Consider the following 20,782-nt stretch of genomic DNA (forward strand, 5'->3'; position numbering starts at 1 on the left):
GGGCTTCCCTCTCGGGTCAGGGGGAGGCGGTGTCCGGCGCCAGTGCGAGGGAGAGGCGCAGCATGTCCTTGTGCTGGATGCCGTGCTCCATCAGGGGTTCGGGATAGTGGGTGAGGAAGTGATCCTTCACGACGGCATGGACGCGAAAGCCGTGGCGCTGGTAATAGGTGAGCTGGTGGCCGAAGCTGCCGGTACCGAGCTCGACGCGGCCTATCCCCTTCCCGGCCAGGTTCTCCAGCACGAAGCGCAGCAGGCCGGAGCCGATGCCCTGCTGCTGGCGGTTGGGGGCAACGGCGATGTTGAAGATCTCGGCGGTTTGCTCCCCCACCAGGCCCGCCACGCAGGCCCCCACGACCTCGTTGTCCGCCAGGGCGACAAAGCCCCAGGCCCCGGGCAGGTAGGCGGCGATGCGCGACGCGGCGGGATCGGCCTCCAGCAGCAGGGCCAGCGGCAGGTGGGCGGGGTCCATCTCGACAAACGTCATCTTTGTTTCTCTCCCTGTTTGTGACGGTGAGCGCCGCGCGAAACGATGGCGGGCTTGACCGATGTGGTGGCCTGGGCGGCGTTCCTCTCGTACGGCATCTCGCCCGGTGTGGATGCCACCAGCCGGATCTGGGTCGGCCACAGCTGCTTGCCGTGGGCACGCCCTTGCCCCTGTGTCCCGATAGGGTTCACCCGCGTCTCAGGGGGTGTCATGCCGGGAAACAGGGGGGCTGGTCCCCGGGATCGGCGCCGGGCGGTTGAGCAGGAAGACCACCTCGCCCCGGTAGTGGGGGGAGGCGGCCAGTGTTGTCTGCCAGGCGGGATCCCACTCCCCATCCTGCACCAGCCCGACCTTGAACGGGATGGTCAGGTGCGCCATGGCGGGCAGATAGGCCTGATAGCCCGGCACCGTGCGCGTGCCCTGATAGGTCTGGATCACCAGCTCGTCCACGGGCAGGCGATTGAGCTCTGCCACGTCCCCCGTTTTCGCCCAGTCGAGCAGCCCCGTCACGCTGAGCTTGCACCCGGGAGGCAGGGTGCGCCGCAGTTGTTGCAGGGCGTTGCCATAGCGATCGAGCTGGCGGGTCGCCGCATCGAAGTCGATCTGGATGCCCGCCACCCTGGCCCCGGCCGCGCGCCACCCCTCGTAGAGGCGCACCAGCACCTGCTCGTGGGCGGGGGAGAGGGGGAGGGCGTTGACACGCACCACCAGCCAGACCTGCCCGGCCTTGAGGGGGAAGGGAACCCGCCCCAGCTTGACGAAGCGGGGGCCGCCGGGCCTGTCCAGGATCTCCCCCTGATGCAGATAGAGGGTGCTGGCCTGTTCCAGTACCGACTGGTGGCGGGTGGCGGACCAGAGCCAGAACCCGTGATAGGCGCTGGCATCGACACTGGCCTCAAGGGGGGTGGCCAGGGCCGTCAGCAGCAGCGCCAGCAGGGCGCGTTCAGGGGGTCTGCTCATGGCTCACCAGTAGTATTTGAGGGATCTGGCCCACACCGAGTTGCCATAGCGCTGCTTGAGGGTGTTGAACCAGGCCTGCCGGGTGCGTTTGGGGATCTCCTGGCTGTCGCAGCTGTTGTAGCCGGAGGGGGCATAGCACTGGATGGCGCGATAGAGGGCATAGCTCTTGTCTTCGGGCTCCGCCTTGGGGTTGGCCATCACGGCCTGATAGAGGGCGAGGCGACTCGGGAACGTGGGGCGCTCGTCTTGCGCCAGCCCCCAGATCATCTCGCGATCCTGCCACAGGTCGATATGGGGATCCCGGCTGCGCAGGTACTCCCCGAAGCAGTTGAGGGCATGACCATCGTCGGGGCGCTGCACCAGGGTGCCAAGGGTCTGGGCCAGATCCCGGCAGTGGTAGCCCTGGGGCGTCCCCTCTCCGCGCCACTGGAACGCCGAGAGGCGCACATCCCCGTTGGGCACGGGCTCCCAGGGCGCGTCGGCGGGAGGGGTCGCCTCCTTGTAATCGGCGGGGATGAGGGCCACATCTTGCAAGAAGGTGGCCGGGTCGCTGGCGATGAGATCCCGCACCAGCAGGGTATGGAGCGCAATCTGCCGCTCCGCCGCGCTCGGGCCCTGACTGGCTTGCTGGCGCAACAGGGCGGGTTCGGCCTCCTGCTTGAGCACGGCCGCGCGGATGCGCAGCTGGGTGATGGGGCTGCCCGGTTGGAAGATGGCGGCCGTGTTGCCGGTGCGCACCCAGTGATCCGCCAGCACGTTCTCCACGAACGCCTGCTGGGCCTGACCCAGGGGGGAGGCCACCAGCGCCATCAGGGCCTGCTCGGCCTTGTCGAAGGCCTTTATGCCCTGCCAGGCCCAGATGCGCAGCATCTGGTGGCTGAATGCCAGGGTGGCGTCCTCCTGCCTCGGGGAGGGCAGGGCCAGCACCTGCTCGAACTGCTTGTCCAAAAAGAGGGCGTAGGCCTTGAGATAGGCCGCCTGCGCCTGGTGACCGGTTTTTTGCAGGTGCGCGATGGCGTCGTCCAGCTGGGCATCTTGCCAGTCCCGCGGCCGCTCATAGGTCGGTCTGAGACCCCGCAGGGCATTGACGAACAGCAGCGCCGGCTGGGCCGAGTCCTGATAGGCCGCCTGATGGCGATAGGCATCGCCACTGAGCAGGGTGAGATCGATCTCGTTGACCAGGGCCTCCAGCGCCGGCAAGGGCTGGCGGGTTGCCATGGCCTCGTCATAGGCATCCCGCAGGGCGCCGAGATCACCGGCCATCCACTGGATGCGTCTGAACAGTCCTCTGGTCGAGCTGGCGTAGCGCCCTTGCGGGTAGGCCGCCAGATAGGCCTGACCCTGGGCCATGGCGCGGCGAAGGGCCTCCTTGTCGCTCCTGGTCACGTCCTGATCGCCGTATTCGTCCTTCGCCTCCTTCATCGCGAGGTTGATCTCCGTGCGCATCACCATGTAGGTCGCGCTCTCGGCCACCCAGGGGGCCTTGGCCTGCTGCAAGGCGGCAAAGCCTGCGCGGGCCTCCTCGAAGCGGCTCTCGTAGAAGTGCCGGGCGGCCTGCAGATACCCCTGCCACTCCAGGGTAGCACCGCTCATTTCGGTCGCGGGGGCCGGGCTCTCCTGCTGCCCCAGGATCAGCAGACGGCTTCGCAGCAGCGAGGTGCGCTCCGGGGCGGGCACCTCGCTCTGCTCGAGGGCGTCCAGAAACGCGCTGACCGAGGAGAGGGAGTTGGAGATGGCGTGGCCGTAGAGGGAGTCGTGGCCCGCGTAGTGCTCGAGCAGCGGGGAGAGGGACGGGTCGTAGGCGGCCAGTCGGCTGCCGAGCTGCTCGCGCAGCGCCGGGTCCTCCACCTCCTCCGGCTGGGGGAGGCGGGTGAGGTAGAACAGCGGCTGGCTGCGCTCGTTCAGCGGATCCGCCGGCAGGGTGAAGGGGAGGGGGTGATGCTGGGCATCCCCCAGCAGCATCAGCAGGTTGCCCCGGGTGTCGTTCTCGTTGAGATAGAGCGGATAGGTGGGGAGAGGGCAGTCGGTGAGCCAGAAGCCGCACCCGTCACCGTCACCGGAGGCGAGGGCGGGCAGTGCAACCAGCGTCATCGCCAGCACCGAGCAGTGGGTCAGAGATGTCATGGGATCGCTATCCGTTTGTGGGCCCGCGCCGTGCGTGACGCCCGGGCCGGAAAAGGGGGTTCGCAGTGGCGGGCAATAGTACGAAAGAGGGTCACAAACGACAACCCATTCTGACCTGGTCGGCGCTCTCTCTGTCAGGACGCCTGCGCCATGCCGTCTATTTCGGCGCGGCCTTGTCAGGCTGGTAGCGGGTTTCGGTTATCTGGTCGAGGCGCAGGATCAGGGTGTCACCCCCCTTGAGGCGATAGGCGCAGTGGGAGGTGTTGCAGCCGATGCGGATATGGGGTTCATCCCCCAGCAGAGGGGACTGGCTATGGGCCTTACTCTCTGGCCAGTTGCCTTGTTCGAGGAGGGTGATCTGCTTGTTAGCCTCTTTCTCCCCCATGGGTCTGGTGTATTCAGATGCCCAGATGACCAACAGGATAGGAAGCATGAAAAGTGCAAATTTCAAATAGGTATTCTTTAACCAAATCAGACAACTAAATGTAAATGGAGCGGGATAGGTGCGGGCAATTTTCCCACCCTTCATCACGATGGGAAGCAGAACAAAAAAGCGGACCACCCACCATGAGAGAGTCAAGCGCCACCTCACCTTGAAAAACAGGCATGAGAGCGTGGCAAAGAGCACTCCAACTGTCATGACGAGAGGGAACACGTAAGGCAAGAGCAGCTGTAGCAGCAGCAGGAATCCGTGAAAAAGAGTGACATCCGCTGGTTGGGAGAACTCGGTGTATTCAAGGCCGAAGCGGTCAAGATAGCCGTGGTAATATCGCATCCCGACCAAATAGATAGCCGCTGTCAGCAAGGGGAGCAGGGCGCACAGGATGCCGACAAACCCTGGCATGCCTACTTTTTCTTCTTCCTCGTCTTTTGCTGCCCGTAGCGCTTGCAGATGCTTCTTGAGCCACTTGCGCTTCAGTGCGGTTAAATCCTTTTCCATCTGAGATGTCTCCCTGCCCTGAGCATGTGCTCTTTGCTGCTTCGCGGGTGTCAGCATCTGCCATCGCCATACATCGCCATACAAAAAGGGCGAATGTGGATGCTTATACAGGGGGCTCTTCGGTGCGAAAGAGCGCCTTGCCGCAGGCGAGGCAGGTGTGGCGAAAGCGATGATCAGGCCAGCCGGTCTGGGGGTGGCCCAGCACCTTGTCGGAGCCGCAGGCGCAGCAGCGCGCCCCCAGTTCATCGTCGATGGCGCATTCGGGATGCTGGTGCAGGTAGTCGGCGCGGGTGGGCAGGCGCAGCCAGTCGGGCTGGGCATGGCGCTGGTTCCAGAAATAGCACCCATAGAAGGTGCCTGCGGCGACGGGCAGGGCAAACCACCAGAAGAGAGCCATGTCATGACTCCGACGAGAGGGGATGAGGGCGGCAACAACCCGCTCAGCAGGCGCGGTGCGGCCCCATTTTATCGGGGCGGGAGTGGGGCGGGATATGCCCGGATGGGTAACAAGCGAACCTGCTGGTGGTCGGGCTGGCAAGCCGCAGGGCCGGGGTTGGGGATTATCTATCCATTAAAGAGATGGGTTGTGTCATAACCTATCGCATTTTTGGATGGACAAGGGGGCCTTTCCGGTCGCAAAGCCCGGAGAGCGGGCAATGCTGTTCAGATAAGCACTTTTTTGACTGATTATTCATAAATTGGATTTGAGTTGAGGGGGCAAGGCTGTGTCCAGTCGATCTTCCTCCAGCCTTTATCCAGCGGGGCTTGCAATAGAAAGAGGGAGGCATCATGCCTCCCTCGATTTTTTGTCCTGATACTACGTGGACTGGAACTCAAATTCTCTTAAGTGAACAGCATTGCGGAGAGCGGGGAGTTTTTGTGAAAAAAAATGTGCATATCCTCGTCATGCCGATCTCAAGGGAGTCATTGAGCAAGTTATAAATATCAAGGTATTGATATCAATGGCAAAAACAGTGCTTTTATCAGGCGTTTTCAGGGTGGCTTATGGGGTTTCATAAGGAGCTTTAACCCATTTTCTAGATTGGTTTTTGCATAATCAATCGTTTATTTTGTTGGACAATTGGGGAAAACCTGGTGTCCAATCGGGTGAGCAGGTTGGCCAAACAGTGCCGTCAGCCAGTGTGTAACCCGAGATGTAAGGAGACATCCTGATGGAAAAACTTGACCAAAAAATCGACACCATGCGCCAGGAATTCGAGTCCCAGGGGCAAAAACAGGCCCAGGACAGATGGCAGGCCAGGGTCGATGAACTGCAACGGGAGCGCAGCGAAGCGCCCCAGCCGGAAGCGGCAGAACACTAGCCCCTGGCGGCCTTGTGGCCACCAAGTGAGCGCATAATGAAAAACCACCGCCCTGTTCGGGGCGGTGGTTTTTTTGCGCAGTGGCTAGAGGCGATAGAGGGGCCGCATCGAACAGCTCCGCGCTCTCGCCGGTGCCGCCGTTGAAGACGGTGTGGAAGAAGCGCAGCACCTTCTCGTTGGCGAGGGCATCCCCTTCGAAGTAGGCGTGAGAGTCCCCCACATGGGGCTGATTGGTCACGTCCACGTAGGTGGCCGTTCTGGCATCCAGCCGCCGGGTGTAGTGGCCGAGCCTCGCCTTTTGCTGCTCCCCCATCTTCATGCGCGATGCCATCAGGGCACCATCGCGCTCATTGATGGTGATGTAGAGGCGGTTGCGACACTGGATGCGATCGACCCACTGGGCGTGAAGCTCGTTGTTGGTGTCGGCGGCGGCCATGATGATGTTGTCGAACAGCAGCTGGTTGGCGTGGTAGGTGGTGCTGCCCAGCAGGTGCTTGAACAGGTAGTTGCCCATGCTGTGCAGCAGCAGGTTGATGGTGAAGGGGCATCGCTTGTTTACCTCCTTGGCAAAGTAGCGATCCCAGGCCTCGCCGTTGTCTGCGAACTTCTTCTGGGCCTTCTCTTCCAGCTGCGTCACATACTGGCCGTTGAACTCGTCGAGCAGCCCCTTCATCTTCTCCAGCACCCGGTCAAGGGCCCCGGCCGAGGCCAGGGCATCGCGCTTGTCGCTCTTGTAGCTCAGCACGCCCCGGGCGCCGCCGCCATTGGCGGGCCAGCTGAAGCAGAGCACCTCGACGCCGTACCGGGCCTCGAGCCCCGCGGCTCGCTCCAGCACATCGTCAAGATCGTTGTTGAAGCCGTGTACGAACAGCAGCAGGTGTTTGCCGGTCTTGAGCTTCTGTTTGGCCGTGCTGCCGGTCCCGGCGCAGCGCTCCAGCAGCTTGCGCGCCACATAGGCGCTGGCCGGGTGGGGGAGGTCGGGGTCAAGGCCGACGCTGGCGGCCATCTCGGCGGTGATCTGATCCGGCAGCAGGTCCAGCTGCCACTGCTTGCCCTGACGCCGGGCCTCGGCGAGGCGCAGTTCGTTGGGGCCCTCTGCGGGTTTTTCGCCAAAGATCTCGCTGGGGGTCTTGCCCTGCTCGTTGACCATCCGGTTGGTGACGATAAACATGGTGCTCTCCTTGTTGACGTGCTCTCTTCATGACCGGCCACGCCCCGGGCGCCCCGATCACTGGCAAAGAGCCTAGTCCGGATCCGGCAGCCTGTCCCCCGGCGCGCCTTGCCTCGCCAAAGGGGTTACGACGATGTAAAGGCGAACGGGATTTGGGGGAAAGGCTCCTTCGGGGCGGCGAGGGCAGGGAGACGCTGTCATCAAGAGAGGAAGAGGCCCGGATGGACGGGGCCTGCGCCTCGTCAGGACCTGAGGGCGGCGAGGGAGGAGGGGATCCTCAGGCGCACTGTGATCCACTCCCCGACTATGGTCTGACATGCACGCCCGCTATTTGATTATGCAAATGGATGGGCTTAAGATGGCCGCGCGCAACGATCAGATTGATAACAAACGGAAGTTAGGAGATGCCGATGGAAAGCAAAGTAGTTATCCCGACCCAGGGCCAGAAAATCACAGTCGATGCCAGCGGCAAGCTGCAGGTTCCCCACAACCCCATCATTCCGTTTATCGAAGGGGATGGTATCGGTGTGGACGTGACCCCGGCCATGTTGAATGTGGTGAATGCTGCGGTCGAGAAAGCCTACAAAGGCGAGCGCAAGATCGCCTGGATGGAGATCTATACCGGCGAGAAGTCGACTCATGTCTATGGCGAAGGTGCCTGGCTGCCGGCCGAAACCCTGGATTTCATTCGTGAATACTGCGTGGCCATCAAGGGCCCGCTGACCACCCCGGTCGGCGGCGGTATTCGCTCCCTCAACGTGGCCCTGCGCCAGGAGCTGGATCTCTACGTCTGCCTGCGCCCGGTCCGTTACTACGAAGGGACACCGAGCCCGGTCAAGCACCCCGAGCTGACCGACATGGTGATCTTCCGCGAGAACGCCGAAGACATCTACGCCGGCATCGAGTGGAAGGCGGACAGCGATGAAGCCAAGAAGGTGATCGCTTTCCTGCAAAACGAGATGGGCGTGAAGAAAATTCGCTTCCCCGAGTCCTGCGGCATCGGCATCAAGCCCATGTCCAAGGCCGGTACCGAGCGTCTGGTCCGTGCCGCCATCGAGTACGCCATCGACAACGATCGCGACTCCGTGACCCTGGTGCACAAGGGCAACATCATGAAGTTCACCGAAGGTGCCTTCAAGGATTGGGGCTATGCCCTGGCCCAGAAAGAGTACGATGCCCAGCTCATCGACGGCGGCCCCTGGTGCTCCTTCAAGAACCCGAAGACCGGCAAGACCATCGTGGTCAAGGACGTCATCGCCGATGCCTTCCTGCAACAGATCCTGCTGCGTCCGGCCGAGTATGACGTCATTGCCTGTATGAACCTCAACGGCGACTACATCTCCGACGCGCTGGCGGCCCAGGTCGGCGGCATCGGCATCGCGCCGGGCGCCAACATCGGCGATGGCGTCGCCCTGTTCGAAGCCACCCACGGCACCGCGCCGAAATACGCTGGCCAGGACAAGGTCAACCCGGGCTCCCTCATCCTCTCTGCCGAGATGATGCTGCGCCACCTGGGCTGGACCGAGGCGGCTGACCTCATCGTCAAGGGGATGGAAGCGGCCATCGCCAACAAGACCGTCACCTATGACTTCGAGCGTCTGATGGAAGGGGCCACCCTGCGTTCCTGCTCCCAGTTCGCCCAGGACATGATCGACCAGATGTGATCCGGGTCGTTGAAATGCAAAACCGGCGCCATGAGCGCCGGTTTTTTTATGGAGGAGAGCAGGTCGTCAGGTGGTTTTTTCCACGTGCTGCTCGTAGATCTGCTGCCATTTGCTGGTCTCGGCCTCATCTCCACGGGCCTGCCAGAATTCGCAGATGGAGCTGGCGAGCTCGGATGCCATGGCGTGGTCTCCGTCACGGCGGCTCATCAGATATTGTCCCAACCAGCTTTGATATTGTTTCATCGCCCGATCTCCTTATCTAAGGTGCCCAGAGGGGAGTGCTCCTGGCGTCAAGGTCGCGCAGGAGCGATTCGAACTGGGCACATGTTGTGCTGCGCCCGGCAGGTGTTGGTCGCCGGAACCGGTGGTTATCTCACCGGAAAAAGGGGACAACGGGGCGCAGATGTCAAAAAACGGTCTCTATCGTATCACAAAATAACCAGTCGGTGGGGCTGGATGACAAATCAGGCTGTCCAGCAGTCTGGCCGTCTGTGTCATGGTGGCGAGGGCTGAGGCGCCATCTTGCTGATCTCGCAGCAGAAAAACCCGCCAGGTCGGCGGGTCACGGGGGCGAAAAAAAGATCAGATCCGGGCGCAGGCCAGGTATTTTTCCATCTCCTCGGCGGGCACCATGCCGCCGCCGGTGGCCCACACCAGGTGGGTGGCCCCGGCCATCTTGGCTGCATCCAGTCCTTGCCCACTCTGCCACTCAAGGTTGGCGGCCACTCGCCAGGGGCCAGCCATGCCCGCCAGTGCCGAGGGCTCGAGCCGGATCTCTTCATCCCGGGCCAGGAGCCCCAGCAGGTCGTACATCTCCTGATCCCTCAGGGTGTAGAAGCCCGCAAGCAGCCGCTCCATGGCGCGGCCGACAAAACCGGAGGCGCGTCCCACCGCGAGGCCGTCGGCGGCGGTGAGGTTGTCGATGCCAAGGTCTTGCACCGCAATGGCATCGTGCAACCCGGTGTGGACCCCGAGCAGCATGCAGGGGGAGTGGGTAGGTTCGGCGAAGAAGCAGTGCACGTTGTCCCCGAACGCCAGCTTGAGACCAAAGGCCACTCCGCCCGGGCCGCCGCCGACGCCGCAAGGCAGGTAGACGAAGAGCGGATGGTCGGCGTCCACCCTGATACCCATCTCGTCGAACTGCTTTTTCACCCGCTCACCGGCCACCGCGTAGCCGAGGAACAGGGTGCGGGAGTGCTCGTCATCGATGAAGAAACAGTTGGGGTCGCGCTCGGCCTCCTTGCGTCCCTGCTCCACCGCCACCCCGTAATCCTCGGCGTATTCCACCACGATGGCGCCATGTTCGCGCAACTTTTTCTTCTTCCACTCCCGCGCATCGGCGGACATGTGGACGGTGACGCGAAAGCCGAGGCGGGCGCTCATGATGCCGATGGAGAGGCCGAGGTTGCCGGTCGACCCCACCGCGATGCTGTACTGGCTGAAGAAGTGGCGGAACTCGTCCGAGAACAGCGTGCGATAGTCATCCGTCTCGCGCAGCAGCCCAGCCTGGATGGCCAGGTGTTCGGCATGGGCCAGCACCTCGTGGATGCCGCCGCGCGCCTTGATGGAGCCGGAGATGGGCAGATGGCTGTCTTGTTTGAGCAGCAACCTGCCGGTGAGTTCGACACCGTAGCGCGCATTGAGGGTCCCCTGCAGGGTCGGGATGGCGGCGATCCCGGACTCGATGATGCCGTTGCTGGCGCGGGTTTCGGGGAAGGCCTCACACAGGTAGGGGGCGAAGCGGGCGAGCCGGGCGGAGGCGGTGGCCACATCGTGCCGGGTGAGCCCCACATGGGGCAATCCTTCCGCGAGGGAGGTGGCCCCCGGATTGAACCAGGTCACAGGGGTGAGGGCGATCAGCGGCTCGAGCAGGGGAAAGCGGGTGATGAGCCCGGCAATGTCGGTGTGTGTCATGAAAGCCTCGCGTGGAGTGGTGACGGAATCATCCCATTGAACGGCGCCAGCGTTGCCGTGACAAATGATAAAACGCGTGGCTTGGATGAGCCCAGTTGATGTAAATGGTCATCTACCCTGCTGTGTCTTCGAATACGGGTGAGTTGAGTCTTCCTGGTGAATGCAAACCTCGCCCTTCTGGTATCATCTGCCAGATAAAAGAGAGGGAGGCCCAACCATGCAACGCGATGAGCACCCAGGGGTGAGGAGCAAGCTGCTCAGCAGTCATCAGCTCGCCAGGCTCCACACCTTCGAGGCTGCGGCCCGCCACGGCTCCTTTGCGCTCGCCGCCGATGAGCTCTCCTTGAGCCCAAGCGCGGTGAGCCACCGCATCTCGGCCCTGGAAGAGGCACTCGGGTTTTTGCTGTTCCAGCGCTTTCACCGCAAGGTAGCCTTGACCACGGAGGGGCAGCGCATCTTCTGGGCGCTCACCTCCTCCCTGGAGTTCATCAATCAGGAGGTGCTGGAGATCAGGGAGCAGGCGCTGTCGGGCTCCCTGACGCTGCACTCGCGCCCCTCCATCGCCCAGTGCTGGCTGGTGCCAAGGCTCGCCGATTTTTCCCGTCTGCATCCTCACATCGAGCTCAACCTGCTGACGGGCAACGAGCACATCAACCTGCACGGCTACGGCATCGATCTGACCCTCAACTTCGATGCCAGAACCCCGACGGGCCTGGCCATCCACCCCCTAATGGATGAATACATGGTGCCGGTGTGCAGCCCTCAATACGCCAGCGACCACGGTCTGATGGGGGAGGTGGGGAATCTGCAGCAGTGCCGCCTGCTCCATGACAGGCAGGCCTGGGGCCTGGACACCGACAGCGACGAGTGGCGCACCTGGGGGAGTCACTGGCATCTCTCCCTGGAGGCCTGCTCGTCACACATGGGATTTGATCGAGCGGATCTGGCGATCCTTGCCGCCACCCACCACGCCGGTGTCGCCATGGGGCGCAGGCAGCTGGCAAGCCAGGCGCTGGCGAGCGGAGCGCTGGTGATGCCCTTCCCGGACATGGCGGTGCGCTGCGAGCCGCGTTATTACCTGGCGACCCTCCCTCATCGCCAGTGTCCCAAGATCCAGGCATTCATCCGCTGGATACAGGATCAGGCGCAAGGGGCATCCTGAAACGGGACCTGGTTTATTGTCCGCGAAGGTGATGCCCATGAGCGCACTATTTGTACAATAAGGGTCGGCACTGCTGCTAAATGACTTGGCGCAGAGCGTCGCGGGTAAGAGATAACAGCGTGTGCAACGGATGAGGTGAACCAGAGATTAACCGGGGAAAATAGAAAATAAAGTCCGTGAGGGTATTCCCAATAAGTATCAGGCAGGGAATTAACCACGGTGAATAATGTCCATATGGTGTCAGAGCGCTGCCGGATGGTATAAAAACATTATGTTGTTATCCAATGGGCATGCTATTCTCAAATCGTGTTATCCCTGTGACATACAAAAATAATTCTGTGAGGAAGTAATGAACGAGTTTCTGAAGGTTCTGCTGAACATTCGCAGCTTGCGCGCTGCCATTCGTGAACTGCCGTTTGAGCAACTGCAAGAAGCGAAAGAAAAGTTTGACCTGGTATATAACGAGCGTGCCGAGTCCGTTGAACAGGAACGTGCCGAACAGGAAGAGCGTCAGCGCAAACTGAATGAATTCACCGAAATGCTGCAACAGGCTGGTATCGATCCCCGTGAGCTGATCGGCAGCGTGGCGGCTCCGGCTGCGGCGGGCACCACCAAGAGCAAGCGTGCTCCCCGTCCTGCGAAATACAAGTACCAGGAAGACGGTCAGGAGAAGACCTGGACCGGTCAGGGTCGTATGCCCAAGGCCATCGCCGAGCAAGTTGCGCTGGGCAAGGATCTGAACGATTTCCTGATCTGATCGCCGGATCCGGATCTCGATAATGCCGCCTGCAGGGCGGCATTATTATTTTCAGGGTTCAGAGGATGTCGCAGTAAAACCCAATTGCGCAGGTTACTCCGGTTAATTGGAGAGCCTCGTCTGGAATAGCCATAACCATCATGTGCCCAATAAAGTTGGCGCATCATCTTCCACGCCACCTCGCCACTTATACGCACTGAGGACTCATACAGCCCGCGTATCTTCGTCCCTTGTGAGAAACGATCATGGATACCTGCTGTGACAGAATGAAATAGCGGCGGTGGATCCTCATCTGTACGCCTGAGCGGCCCGTCTCTTTTTCATGCTGATGCATGACGCCCACCGCCTATTAATTTATCCCCTCTATTTATGGTCTGTTTGACACCGCTCTTCTGCGATATATCCGCACGATGCCGGACAATGTGCGGATGAGGCAGACACGGATTGGTGGCAAACAAATAAACCGAATGCTAGATGACGGGTTGTCCGAGTTCAGACTGAACGGCGTGTGTGTATTTTCTCCGGGTGCGGCGACGGGCCTGGACCGCCTCTGCCAGCATGGCAAGCAGGTGTTCACTCTCTTCCCAGCAGAGGCAGGCATCGGTCACTGACAGACCGTATTGCAGCTCGCCCAGAGGAGCCGGTTTCTGGTTTCCTCCCAGCAAGAAGCTCTCGACCATGACGGCGGCGACGGCTTGGCTCCCTTCGCTCAGCTGGCGACAGAGCTCTTTGGCGACCTTCAGCTGGTTCGTGTGCAGCTTCTGGCTGTTGCCATGGCTGCAATCCACCATCAGGCGAGGGGGGAGTCCCTGACGGGTGAGGCGGTCTGCTGCCTCCGCCACATCGCTCTGGTGGTAGTTGGGCAGGGTGCCGCCACGCAGAATGATATGGCCGTCGGGATTGCCTTCGCTCTTGATCACTACCATGCCGCCCTGGCTGCCGGGGGCGGTGAAGAGATGGGAGGCGGTACTGGCCTGGATGGCATCGATGGCGACCCGGATATTGCCGTCCGTACCGTTTTTGAATCCCACGGGGCAGGGCAGTGCGGAGGCCAATTGCCGGTGGACCTGAGACTCCGTGGTGCGTGCCCCGATGGCGCCCCAGCTGACGAGATCGGCGAGATAGAGAAAGCTGGTGGTGTCGAGGAATTCGGTGGCGGTGGCGAGCCCCAGTCCATTGATGTCGAGCAGCACCTGGCGTGCCAGATGCAATCCCCGATTGATGTCGTTGCTGCCGTCCAGGTGCGGATCGAAGACCAGCCCCTTCCAGCCCACCGTGGTGCGCGGCTTTTCAAAATAGGCGCGCATGACTATCTGAAGGCTGTCTTCATAGGCGGTGGCGAGTCGTGCCAGCCGCCCGGCATAGTCCAGGGCCGCGACGGGATCATGGATGGAGCAGGGGCCAATCACGACCAGCAGGCGATCGTCTTCACCTGCCAGGATCCGGCGTGCCTGATGGCGCTGGTTGTCGATGTGCCGGGCCATGTCGGCCGGACAGGGGTGCTGCGCCAGCAGCTCGGCAGGGGTGGGGAGCGCCTCTATGGCGAAGGCGCGCATGACCGAATTCAAAACTGCCATCTGGAGTTACCTTGCTGTGCATGTGTGCGATGGGGAACCCGTATGCGGCATCCTGTTGGGAGCAGACAGATTCATGGCTCATCGCAGTTGTTGAGAATGATTGTCATTATCTTGGTGTTTGTCTCAAATGCAAGCGCAATGAAGTCGCCAGGCGAAGATGGGGGGAGAGGGAACGATGGCGGGGGAATCGCAGCAAAAGCAGGCCGCTTCCCCGAGGGAAGAAGCCCGCCAGTCACAAGATAAAGAGGGGATCAGCTGTCCATCACGGCGTGCCTGTCCTGATGGTAGGCGTCTTCATCCTTGCCGCTGCGCCAGTAGGGGACTGCGTAGACCCGCTGGCGCTCGGCATCCAGGGCGCGTCTGACGTGGCGGCGCAGCGGCACGACCAGGCTCTCTTCCCCGCCAAACCAGAAATAGCTCCCCTCAGCGACCATAGGCTGGGCGGTGAAATGCGCCACCAGGGTCGCGGCCTGTTCCGGATTGCCCACGAACCAGCGCAGGTCGACGCCGGCCGGCAGCGACAGATCCTGCACGTCGTCCTGATGGGGGACCAGCAGGGCGATATGGCCGAGGGCATGGGCCGGCATCACCTCCACCATGGCGCTGATGGCGGGCAGGGCGGTGAGATCCCCCGCCATGTAATAGTGCTCGGCCGTTTGCAGCATGGGGTAGGGACCACCCGGGCCCGAGATGGCGAGCTTGTCACCCGGTTTGGCGTGCAGGGCGAAACGACTGGCGGGACCGGCCTCGCCGTGCAGGGCGAAGTCGATGTCGAGCTCCAGCGCCTCCCGGCGAAACGCGCGTATGGTGAAGGTGCGAATGACGGGTTTCTGGGCGGGATCGAGCCAGCGAGGCCCCTTGTCGGTGGGGGTGGGCAACACTATCTCGCGCTGATCCGGTCGGGGCAGCATGATCTTGACATGAGCACCGCCACAGCTGAAGGGGTAGTCCACAAGCTCGGGGCTGGTCAGGCAGATTCGGCGCAGATGCGGGCTCACATCCTGAACATGCTTGACGGTGAGCAGGCGGGGGCGATTGGCCGGGGCGGGTTGAGACATGGGCATACTCCTGGCTGATGATGGCGCCCATTCTTGATGAAATGAAAATTATTATCAATTGGTTTGTGGGCAGAATGGGTCGCGATTGACCTCCTCTGGATGTCCATCGCGATACCACACTCTCTGCCAGGGTCAGGTTCGATCGCTTCCCCCCAGCGCCCGATAGATGCCTGCCATGTTGTTGAGCTGGGTCTGCTGCTGTGCCAGCAGGGCGAGCTCGGCATCCCACAGGCGGTTCTGCTCATCCAGCCAGGGTTGCACCCCGGTGGCACCGGCCAGGAAACGGGCGCCTGCCAGCCTCTCGGCCTCCCGGGCATAGGCCCTCTGCTGCTCCAGATAGCGCAGCCGCTGATCCCCATGCTGACGGGCTGCCAGGCCATCCTCCACTTCCAGCAGCGCGGTATAGAGCTGCTTGCGAAACTCGGTTTCGGCAATCTGGTAGTCGATGTCGGCGCTGGCGATGGAGAGCCGGGTCTTGTTGTACTCGAGGAAAGGGAGCGCCAGCGTGGCGCCCAGGGTGCCGACCGGATTTTGCAGCACCTGGGTCAGGGTATCCGAGGTGGTGCTGGCACCGCCGGTCAGGCTCAGGGTGGGATAAAAGCCGGTGCGGATCTCGTCTCCCCTCGCAAGGGTCTTGCGCAGCCTGAGTTCGGCGGCGCGCACATCGGGCCGCCGGGCCAGCACATCGGCGGGAATGCCGGCCGCCAGGGACGGGATCGGGCCCATTACCAGGGCGTCGGGTGCGTCAGCGAGCGGCCCGCTGCTGCGGCCCAGCAGCAGGCGAAGAGCATTGCCCGCCTGTGCCCGCTGCTGGGTGAGGGTGGCGAGCTCCGCCTGCTTGCCTGCCTTCTGCTGGCTGGCCTGTACCAGATCGAGTCGGGTCACGGCGCCCGCCTCGTATTTGGCGCGGGTCAGGCGTTCAATGCGCTCCAGATTGGCCAGTTGCTGGGTGCCCAGGGTAATGGCCGAGCCGAGGTAGGCCAGCTGCCAGTATTGCTCCAGGGTCTTGCCGATGAGCAGCAACCGGGTGGCGGCTAGATCCTGTTCGCTGGCCTGTGCTTCCCAGCTCGCCTGATCCCTTGCCGCGGCCAATCTGCCCCAGAGATCCACCTCGTAGCTGAGGTTGAGGGAGGGGCCCAGGTTGCTGCTGGCGCTGCCATCTTTCATGTTCTTGGTGCCGCTGGCCCCGAGATTGGCGCTGACCGAGGGGGTGAGGTTGGTGTCAGCCAGATCGGCGCCGAGCAGGGTGTTCTTGAGCTTGAGCCCGGCCACCCGCATGTCCGGGTTGGCGGCCAGCACCGCCTCGACCAGGCGATCGAGCGCGGGATCCTGGAATCCCTGCCACCAGGGGCCTGCCTGCTGCAAGGTGAGACCCTGGCTCTCCTGCTGCCATGCTGGCGCCACGTCGAGATCGGGTCTGTGATAGGTGCTCTGCTGGCTGCAGGCACCGAGGCTGGCGGTGAGCATCAGGCTTAGCCCGAGCCTTGATAGGTTGTGCATCATCATTCCCTCGCCAGTGCCTCCACCGGATCGAGCCTGGCCGCATTGCGTGCGGGCAGGTAACCAAACAGGATCCCGATGAGGGAGGAGCACCCGAAGGCCATCAGGATGGAGAAGAGCGAGAAGCGCATCTGGAAGCTTTCCACGAGCAGGGAGAAGAGAGCGCCGATGAGCAGGGCGAGGCCGATACCGAGCAGCCCCCCCAGCAGGCTGACCATTACCGCCTCGATGAGGAACTGTTGCAGTATGTCGGACTGGCGGGCGCCGACGGCGATGCGGATCCCTATCTCCCGGGTACGCTCCACCACCGAGACCAGCATGATGTTCATCACTCCGACGCCGCCGACGATGAGGGAGATCACCGCGATGGCGGAGACCAGCAGTGTCAGGGTGGCGGTGGTCTTCTCCACCGATTTGACGATGCTGTCGCTGCTGAAGGTGAAGAAGTCCTTCACGCCGTGGCGCTGGGTCAGCAGGGCGACTGCCGCCTGCTCGGCCAGGGCGGGCTGGACGCCGTCCTTGACCCGGATGGTGATCTGGGTGAAGTGCTGCTGGGAGAGGAGACGGCTCATGACGGCGCTGTAGGGGAGCCAGACATTGACCGACTGGCTGCTGCGGCCAAAGCCGGTCTCCTGGGTGACCACCCCCACGATGCGCACCGGCAGGGTGCCGACCAGCACCACCTGGCCGACCGGGTCCACCTTGCCGAGCAGGCTCTCTATGGTCTTGCCATCCACCACGGCGACTGCCGTCCGGTTGCGAATGTCCCGCTCATCAAGCAGGCGCCCCTGGGTGAGCGTCATCCCCTTGACCCGGAAAAAGTCGTTGCCGACCCCGATCACGCTGCCGCTGCTGGTCTTGTTGCGATAGCGAAGCTGGCCCGACGTCGCTATCTGGGGGCTGGCCCCCTCCAGATAGGGCTGGCCGAGCAGCGCGTCGAGATCCCGCTCGTTCAGGGTCTGGATGCTGGCGGCCTTCTCGTCTCCCCAGTCCTTGCCGGGGAAGATGTCGATGGTGTTGGTGCCCATGGCGTTGATGTCGTCGATCACCTTGGCGCGCGCCCCCTGACCGAGCGCCACCACGCTGACCACGGCGGCGATGCCGATGATGATGCCGAGCATGGTGAGGAAGGTGCGCATGCGATGGGCCAGCATGGCGTGCAGGGCCATGCGCCCCGCCTCCCGGTAGCGATCCCAGCCCCGGCTTGCGGTGCGGACGGCGGCGCCTGTGCTCTGTGCATCTTGCCCGACAGAGGGAGGGGCCAGCTGGCTGCCGTCACCTGGCAGCGGGTGGGCCGGCGTCCCGGATGGGGAGGCTGCGTTGTCATCGGTCGCCCGATGGCCGCTGTCCTCCACTACCCGCCCGTCACGCAGGGTGATGATGCGATCCGCATGGCTTGCCACCGCCATGTCGTGGGTCACCAGAATGATGGTGTGGCCCTGGGCGTGCAGCTCCTTGAGGATGGCCATCACCTCCTTGCCGCTCTGGCTGTCGAGAGCGCCGGTGGGTTCGTCCGCCAGGATCACCTCGCCGCCGTTGGCGAGCGCCCGGGCAATACTGACCCGCTGCTGCTGACCGCCGGAGAGCTGGCCGGGTCTGTGGTGGCTGCGATCCTGCAGTCCCAGGCGGGTCAGCAAGGTGCGGGCTCGGGCCTGGCGATCAAGGCGGGCAGTGCCGGCATAGATGGCGGGGATCTCCACGTTGGCGGCCGCATCCAGATGGGGCAGCAGGTGATAGCGCTGGAAGATGAAGCCGAAGTGGTGGCAGCGCAGCCGTGCCAGGGAGAGAGCATCCAGGGTCGCGGTGTCCTGGCCGCGAAACAGATACTGGCCGCCGCTCGGGCGATCGAGGCAGCCCAGCAGGTTCATCAGGGTCGATTTGCCGGAGCCGGAGGCGCCGACGATGGCCACCATCTCCCCGGCATCGATGGCTAGATCCAGCGGGTGCAGCACGGTCACTTCGTGCTCTCCGCTCTGGTAGCGCCGCTCGATGCCCTTGAGACGGATCAGGGGCTCGCTCACGGCTCCATCTCCCCTTCATCGTGCAGGGCCGGCTTGCCCTGCTCCAGGATCACCTTATCCTGCTCGCTCAGGCCGCTCACCACCTCAATCTTGATGTCATCCTTCATGCCGGTCTTGATGCGGCGGATCTCTCTCTGGTCCCCCGCCTTGAGCAGGCTGACCTCGTACTCGTTGTCGCCAGTCTTCTTGCCGAGGGCGGTCTGGGGAATGGCCAGCACCTGCTTGCGCTCGCCGAGCACGATGGTGACCTGGGTCGTCATGGCGACCCGCAGCTGATGGCCGGGGTTGGGCACATCGAACAGGGCATAGTAGTAGATGGCCGCATTGCTGGTGGCCGTGGTGCTGGCCGTCTGCTCATTGATGTTGGTGGGGGCCAGTTCGACCGTGCGAAGGGTACCGTGGTAGCGAGTATCCGGATCCCCTATCAGGGTGAAATAGACCGGCATGCCTGCCTTGACACGGGTGACGTCCGCTTCGGAGATCTGGGCCTTGACCGTCATGGTGTCGAGATTGGCGAGCTTGAGCAGGGTCGGTACCGTCTGGCTGGCGGCCAGGGTCTGCCCCTGCCGGGTGACGATGGAGACGACGGTACCATCCATGGGGGCCTGAATGCGGTTGTAGCCGAGCTCCGTCTTGGCGCGCTCCACCTTGATGATGGCGTTGTCGATGTCGGCCTGGGCGCTTTGCAGCTCGGCCCGGGTGACGGCAAGCTGGGCTTCGGCGCTCTCCAGATCCGCACGAGAGCTCGCTTCCTGCCGAAACATCTGCTGCTGGCGGCGCCAGGCAAGCTCGTTCTGTTTGAGCTGTGCCTGCTTGATCTTGAGCTGGGCGCGGCGGCTGGCCAGCTCCGCCTCGGCGGTCTTGAGGTTGTTCTGGGCGATCAGGGGATCGATCTCCGCCAGCAGCTCTCCTTGTTTGACCTGTTGACCCGCTTCCACCGCGAGATAGGTGACCTGACCCGAGACCTGGGCCCCCACATCCACCTGCTCGATGGCCTGCAGTACGCCACTGGCGAGCACCGTCTGCTCCACATCCTGTCGGGTAACCGTTGCGGTCAGTACCGGGTCCGGTGTGTTGCCTGGCCAGGCCAGCCAGGTGACGAGAGGGATCAGCACAAGGGCGAGCAGGGCGAGCTTGCCGGGTTTTCGAAGAGCTTTCATTTATCACCTGAACGAAACGAGCGAAGGCGTGCAAGGGCCATATCGTGCAGCAAATGGCCCTCAAAAAGAAGCGAGCAATGTGTAAGAAATCGTGTGGTTCTGGCGGTGACGCAGTGGAGGAGGTCAAGCTGGGGGAGGATGACGGCGGGGCGTCAGAAACAAGAAGACCCGCTCAGGGAGCGGGTCTTGTGGTGTCAACCGACGGCTTTGAGCAAGGCGGCGTGAGGCTCGTGGCAGATCTGGATATCGAGGGGCAGTTTGTAGAGGAGCAGGCGGGCCAGCGAGCCCTCCATCCAGTGATGACGGCTGCCGACCAGCAAGAGGTCGGCGGGGTGGGCGGCCAGCCAGCGCTGGAGATCCGGCACCACGTCATCCACCACCAGACACTGGTAATCCATCGGATGAGACAGCTGGGTGATGAGTTCACTGATGATCGCCTTGGCATCCAGGGTGCCCTGGGGGCTGCGCTCCTCTTGTGACAGGGACAGACTATTGCGACGGGTCTTGCTGCTGTGGGTCAGGTGCAACAAGGTCAGGTTGGCGCCCAGCCCTTGTGCCAGACGGCTCGCCTTGGCCAGTGTCTCCTGCTCGTAATCCTTGCCTTCCAGCAACAGCACAATATTGGTCGGGCTCATAAGCAGTTCTCCTTGGCAGGTGCGGGTCAGACGGCGGAAGCGCGCTCCCATCCTCCCTTCCCGCGAAATGTCAGCTCAAACGAACCCGGTGTGTTTGCATCAAGCGTCACCTTCTGTCGATGGCAACTGAAGGTACCGAGTCCGTTTACATCATCATAACAGACTGAGTTGAATGGAAAATGAAGGAGTGGGTCCGTTCAATATGCGAATGAGTGCAACGAAGATGAGTGGCGTCCTGACCATGGAGGTGGAGGCCCCACTGGGTGATGACTAGGCTGACAGGCTCAGATTGAGCATCAAGACACGTGCCGCGGATTAGCCCGGGCTCCCCCT

18 protein-coding genes are annotated in these 20,782 nt (G+C 62.6%); 3 read left to right on the forward strand and 15 right to left on the reverse strand.

Translation table 11 applies throughout. The features are described from left to right. Positions 1-16: 16 nt before the first annotated feature. From C3418_RS15110 to C3418_RS15140, 7 genes are all read right to left on the reverse strand, one after another. Entirely contained in the window at positions 17-484 is a 468-nt protein-coding gene (locus C3418_RS15110; RefSeq protein ID WP_103858810.1) for a GNAT family N-acetyltransferase, read from the reverse strand. After that, positions 481-675, reverse strand: coding sequence for a hypothetical protein (locus C3418_RS15115; RefSeq protein ID WP_181023108.1), 195 nt, complete (start codon positions 673-675; stop codon positions 481-483). Before C3418_RS15115 ends, C3418_RS15110 begins: the two co-directional genes overlap by 4 nt. Positions 676-682: 7 nt before the next feature. Continuing rightward, on the reverse strand, positions 683-1,444 hold the full coding sequence (locus C3418_RS15120) for a DUF3142 domain-containing protein (protein ID WP_103858811.1): 762 nt from the start codon (positions 1,442-1,444) through the stop codon (positions 683-685). A 3-nt stretch (positions 1,445-1,447) separates the two neighbouring features. Then, positions 1,448-3,568, reverse strand: a complete 2,121-nt coding sequence (locus C3418_RS15125; protein WP_103261435.1) for a hypothetical protein — start codon at positions 3,566-3,568, stop codon at positions 1,448-1,450. A gap of 157 nt (positions 3,569-3,725) precedes the next feature. Continuing rightward, positions 3,726-4,508: a hypothetical protein gene (locus C3418_RS15130; RefSeq protein WP_103261936.1), complete on the reverse strand. Its 783-nt coding sequence runs from the start codon at positions 4,506-4,508 to the stop codon at positions 3,726-3,728. Positions 4,509-4,611: 103 nt separating this feature from the next. After that, entirely contained in the window at positions 4,612-4,905 is a 294-nt protein-coding gene (locus tag C3418_RS15135; RefSeq protein WP_103858812.1) for a hypothetical protein, read from the reverse strand. A gap of 668 nt (positions 4,906-5,573) precedes the next feature. Continuing rightward, positions 5,574-7,001 (reverse strand): alpha/beta hydrolase, encoded by a 1,428-nt coding sequence (locus C3418_RS15140; RefSeq protein ID WP_223931267.1) that lies wholly within the window; start codon positions 6,999-7,001, stop codon positions 5,574-5,576. 410 nt (positions 7,002-7,411) lie between these two features. Here C3418_RS15140 and icd point away from each other — a divergent pair, with 410 nt between their 5' ends. Then, positions 7,412-8,665 (forward strand): NADP-dependent isocitrate dehydrogenase, encoded by a 1,254-nt coding sequence (gene icd / locus C3418_RS15145; RefSeq protein WP_010673630.1) that lies wholly within the window; start codon positions 7,412-7,414, stop codon positions 8,663-8,665. Between the two features lie 66 nt (positions 8,666-8,731). Here icd and C3418_RS15150 read toward each other — a convergent pair whose 3' ends face one another. Then, a complete protein-coding gene (locus C3418_RS15150) occupies positions 8,732-8,908 on the reverse strand; it encodes a hypothetical protein (RefSeq protein WP_010673631.1) in 177 nt (58 codons plus the stop codon). 339 nt (positions 8,909-9,247) lie between these two features. Further along, complete coding sequence (dsdA, locus tag C3418_RS15155; RefSeq protein WP_052814982.1) at positions 9,248-10,579, reverse strand: D-serine ammonia-lyase; 1,332 nt, start codon at positions 10,577-10,579, stop codon at positions 9,248-9,250. A gap of 217 nt (positions 10,580-10,796) precedes the next feature. On the opposite strand from dsdA, the gene dsdC reads away from it, so the two are divergent. Both dsdC and C3418_RS15165 read left to right on the forward strand, forming a co-directional pair. Further along, positions 10,797-11,741: a DNA-binding transcriptional regulator DsdC gene (gene dsdC, locus C3418_RS15160; RefSeq protein ID WP_052814981.1), complete on the forward strand. Its 945-nt coding sequence runs from the start codon at positions 10,797-10,799 to the stop codon at positions 11,739-11,741. Between the two features lie 349 nt (positions 11,742-12,090). Beyond that, positions 12,091-12,498: an H-NS family nucleoid-associated regulatory protein gene (locus tag C3418_RS15165; protein WP_010673634.1), complete on the forward strand. Its 408-nt coding sequence runs from the start codon at positions 12,091-12,093 to the stop codon at positions 12,496-12,498. 470 nt (positions 12,499-12,968) lie between these two features. Here the strand turns inward: C3418_RS15165 and C3418_RS15170 are convergent, their stop codons facing one another. The 6 genes from C3418_RS15170 to C3418_RS15195 all read right to left on the reverse strand — a co-directional run bounded on the left by C3418_RS15170 (position 12,969) and on the right by C3418_RS15195 (position 20,449). Continuing rightward, complete coding sequence (locus C3418_RS15170; protein WP_045524002.1) at positions 12,969-14,075, reverse strand: 3-deoxy-7-phosphoheptulonate synthase; 1,107 nt, start codon at positions 14,073-14,075, stop codon at positions 12,969-12,971. 251 nt (positions 14,076-14,326) lie between these two features. Further along, positions 14,327-15,133: a siderophore-interacting protein gene (locus C3418_RS15175; protein WP_103858813.1), complete on the reverse strand. Its 807-nt coding sequence runs from the start codon at positions 15,131-15,133 to the stop codon at positions 14,327-14,329. Between the two features lie 132 nt (positions 15,134-15,265). Further along, a complete protein-coding gene (locus tag C3418_RS15180; RefSeq protein WP_103858814.1) occupies positions 15,266-16,639 on the reverse strand; it encodes an efflux transporter outer membrane subunit in 1,374 nt (457 codons plus the stop codon). Continuing rightward, positions 16,636-18,654, reverse strand: a complete 2,019-nt coding sequence (locus C3418_RS15185; RefSeq protein ID WP_103858815.1) for a MacB family efflux pump subunit — start codon at positions 18,652-18,654, stop codon at positions 16,636-16,638. Before C3418_RS15185 ends, C3418_RS15180 begins: the two co-directional genes overlap by 4 nt. Next, positions 18,651-19,814 (reverse strand): efflux RND transporter periplasmic adaptor subunit, encoded by a 1,164-nt coding sequence (locus C3418_RS15190; protein WP_042879330.1) that lies wholly within the window; start codon positions 19,812-19,814, stop codon positions 18,651-18,653. The genes C3418_RS15185 and C3418_RS15190 overlap by 4 nt, the downstream gene beginning before the upstream one ends. Positions 19,815-20,008: 194 nt before the next feature. Beyond that, the gene (locus tag C3418_RS15195; protein WP_103858816.1) at positions 20,009-20,449 is read right to left on the reverse strand and encodes a universal stress protein; all 441 of its coding nucleotides are present in this window, start codon (positions 20,447-20,449) and stop codon (positions 20,009-20,011) included. Between the last annotated feature and the right edge of the window lie 333 nt (positions 20,450-20,782).

The sequence above is a fragment of the Aeromonas sp. ASNIH8 genome (assembly GCF_002919855.1).
In the GTDB taxonomy this organism is placed as follows: Bacteria; Pseudomonadota; Gammaproteobacteria; order Enterobacterales; family Aeromonadaceae; genus Aeromonas; species Aeromonas caviae.

Excerpts from the sequence above, each read along its gene's own strand:
- C3418_RS15110 (WP_103858810.1), bottom strand. The coding sequence starts at position 484 with ATGACGTTTGTCGAGATGGACCCCGCCCACCTGCCGCTGGCCCTGCTG.
- C3418_RS15120 (WP_103858811.1), bottom strand. The coding sequence starts at position 1,444 with ATGAGCAGACCCCCTGAACGCGCCCTGCTGGCGCTGCTGCTGACGGCC.
- C3418_RS15125 (WP_103261435.1), bottom strand. The coding sequence starts at position 3,568 with ATGACATCTCTGACCCACTGCTCGGTGCTGGCGATGACGCTGGTTGCA.
- C3418_RS15130 (WP_103261936.1), bottom strand. The coding sequence starts at position 4,508 with ATGGAAAAGGATTTAACCGCACTGAAGCGCAAGTGGCTCAAGAAGCAT.
- C3418_RS15135 (WP_103858812.1), bottom strand. The coding sequence starts at position 4,905 with ATGGCTCTCTTCTGGTGGTTTGCCCTGCCCGTCGCCGCAGGCACCTTC.
- C3418_RS15140 (WP_223931267.1), bottom strand. The coding sequence starts at position 7,001 with ATGTTTATCGTCACCAACCGGATGGTCAACGAGCAGGGCAAGACCCCC.
- icd (WP_010673630.1), top strand. The coding sequence starts at position 7,412 with ATGGAAAGCAAAGTAGTTATCCCGACCCAGGGCCAGAAAATCACAGTC.
- C3418_RS15150 (WP_010673631.1), bottom strand. The coding sequence starts at position 8,908 with ATGAAACAATATCAAAGCTGGTTGGGACAATATCTGATGAGCCGCCGT.
- dsdA (WP_052814982.1), bottom strand. The coding sequence starts at position 10,579 with ATGACACACACCGACATTGCCGGGCTCATCACCCGCTTTCCCCTGCTC.
- dsdC (WP_052814981.1), top strand. The coding sequence starts at position 10,797 with ATGCAACGCGATGAGCACCCAGGGGTGAGGAGCAAGCTGCTCAGCAGT.
- C3418_RS15165 (WP_010673634.1), top strand. The coding sequence starts at position 12,091 with ATGAACGAGTTTCTGAAGGTTCTGCTGAACATTCGCAGCTTGCGCGCT.
- C3418_RS15170 (WP_045524002.1), bottom strand. The coding sequence starts at position 14,075 with ATGGCAGTTTTGAATTCGGTCATGCGCGCCTTCGCCATAGAGGCGCTC.
- C3418_RS15175 (WP_103858813.1), bottom strand. The coding sequence starts at position 15,133 with ATGTCTCAACCCGCCCCGGCCAATCGCCCCCGCCTGCTCACCGTCAAG.
- C3418_RS15180 (WP_103858814.1), bottom strand. The coding sequence starts at position 16,639 with ATGATGATGCACAACCTATCAAGGCTCGGGCTAAGCCTGATGCTCACC.
- C3418_RS15190 (WP_042879330.1), bottom strand. The coding sequence starts at position 19,814 with ATGAAAGCTCTTCGAAAACCCGGCAAGCTCGCCCTGCTCGCCCTTGTG.
- C3418_RS15195 (WP_103858816.1), bottom strand. The coding sequence starts at position 20,449 with ATGAGCCCGACCAATATTGTGCTGTTGCTGGAAGGCAAGGATTACGAG.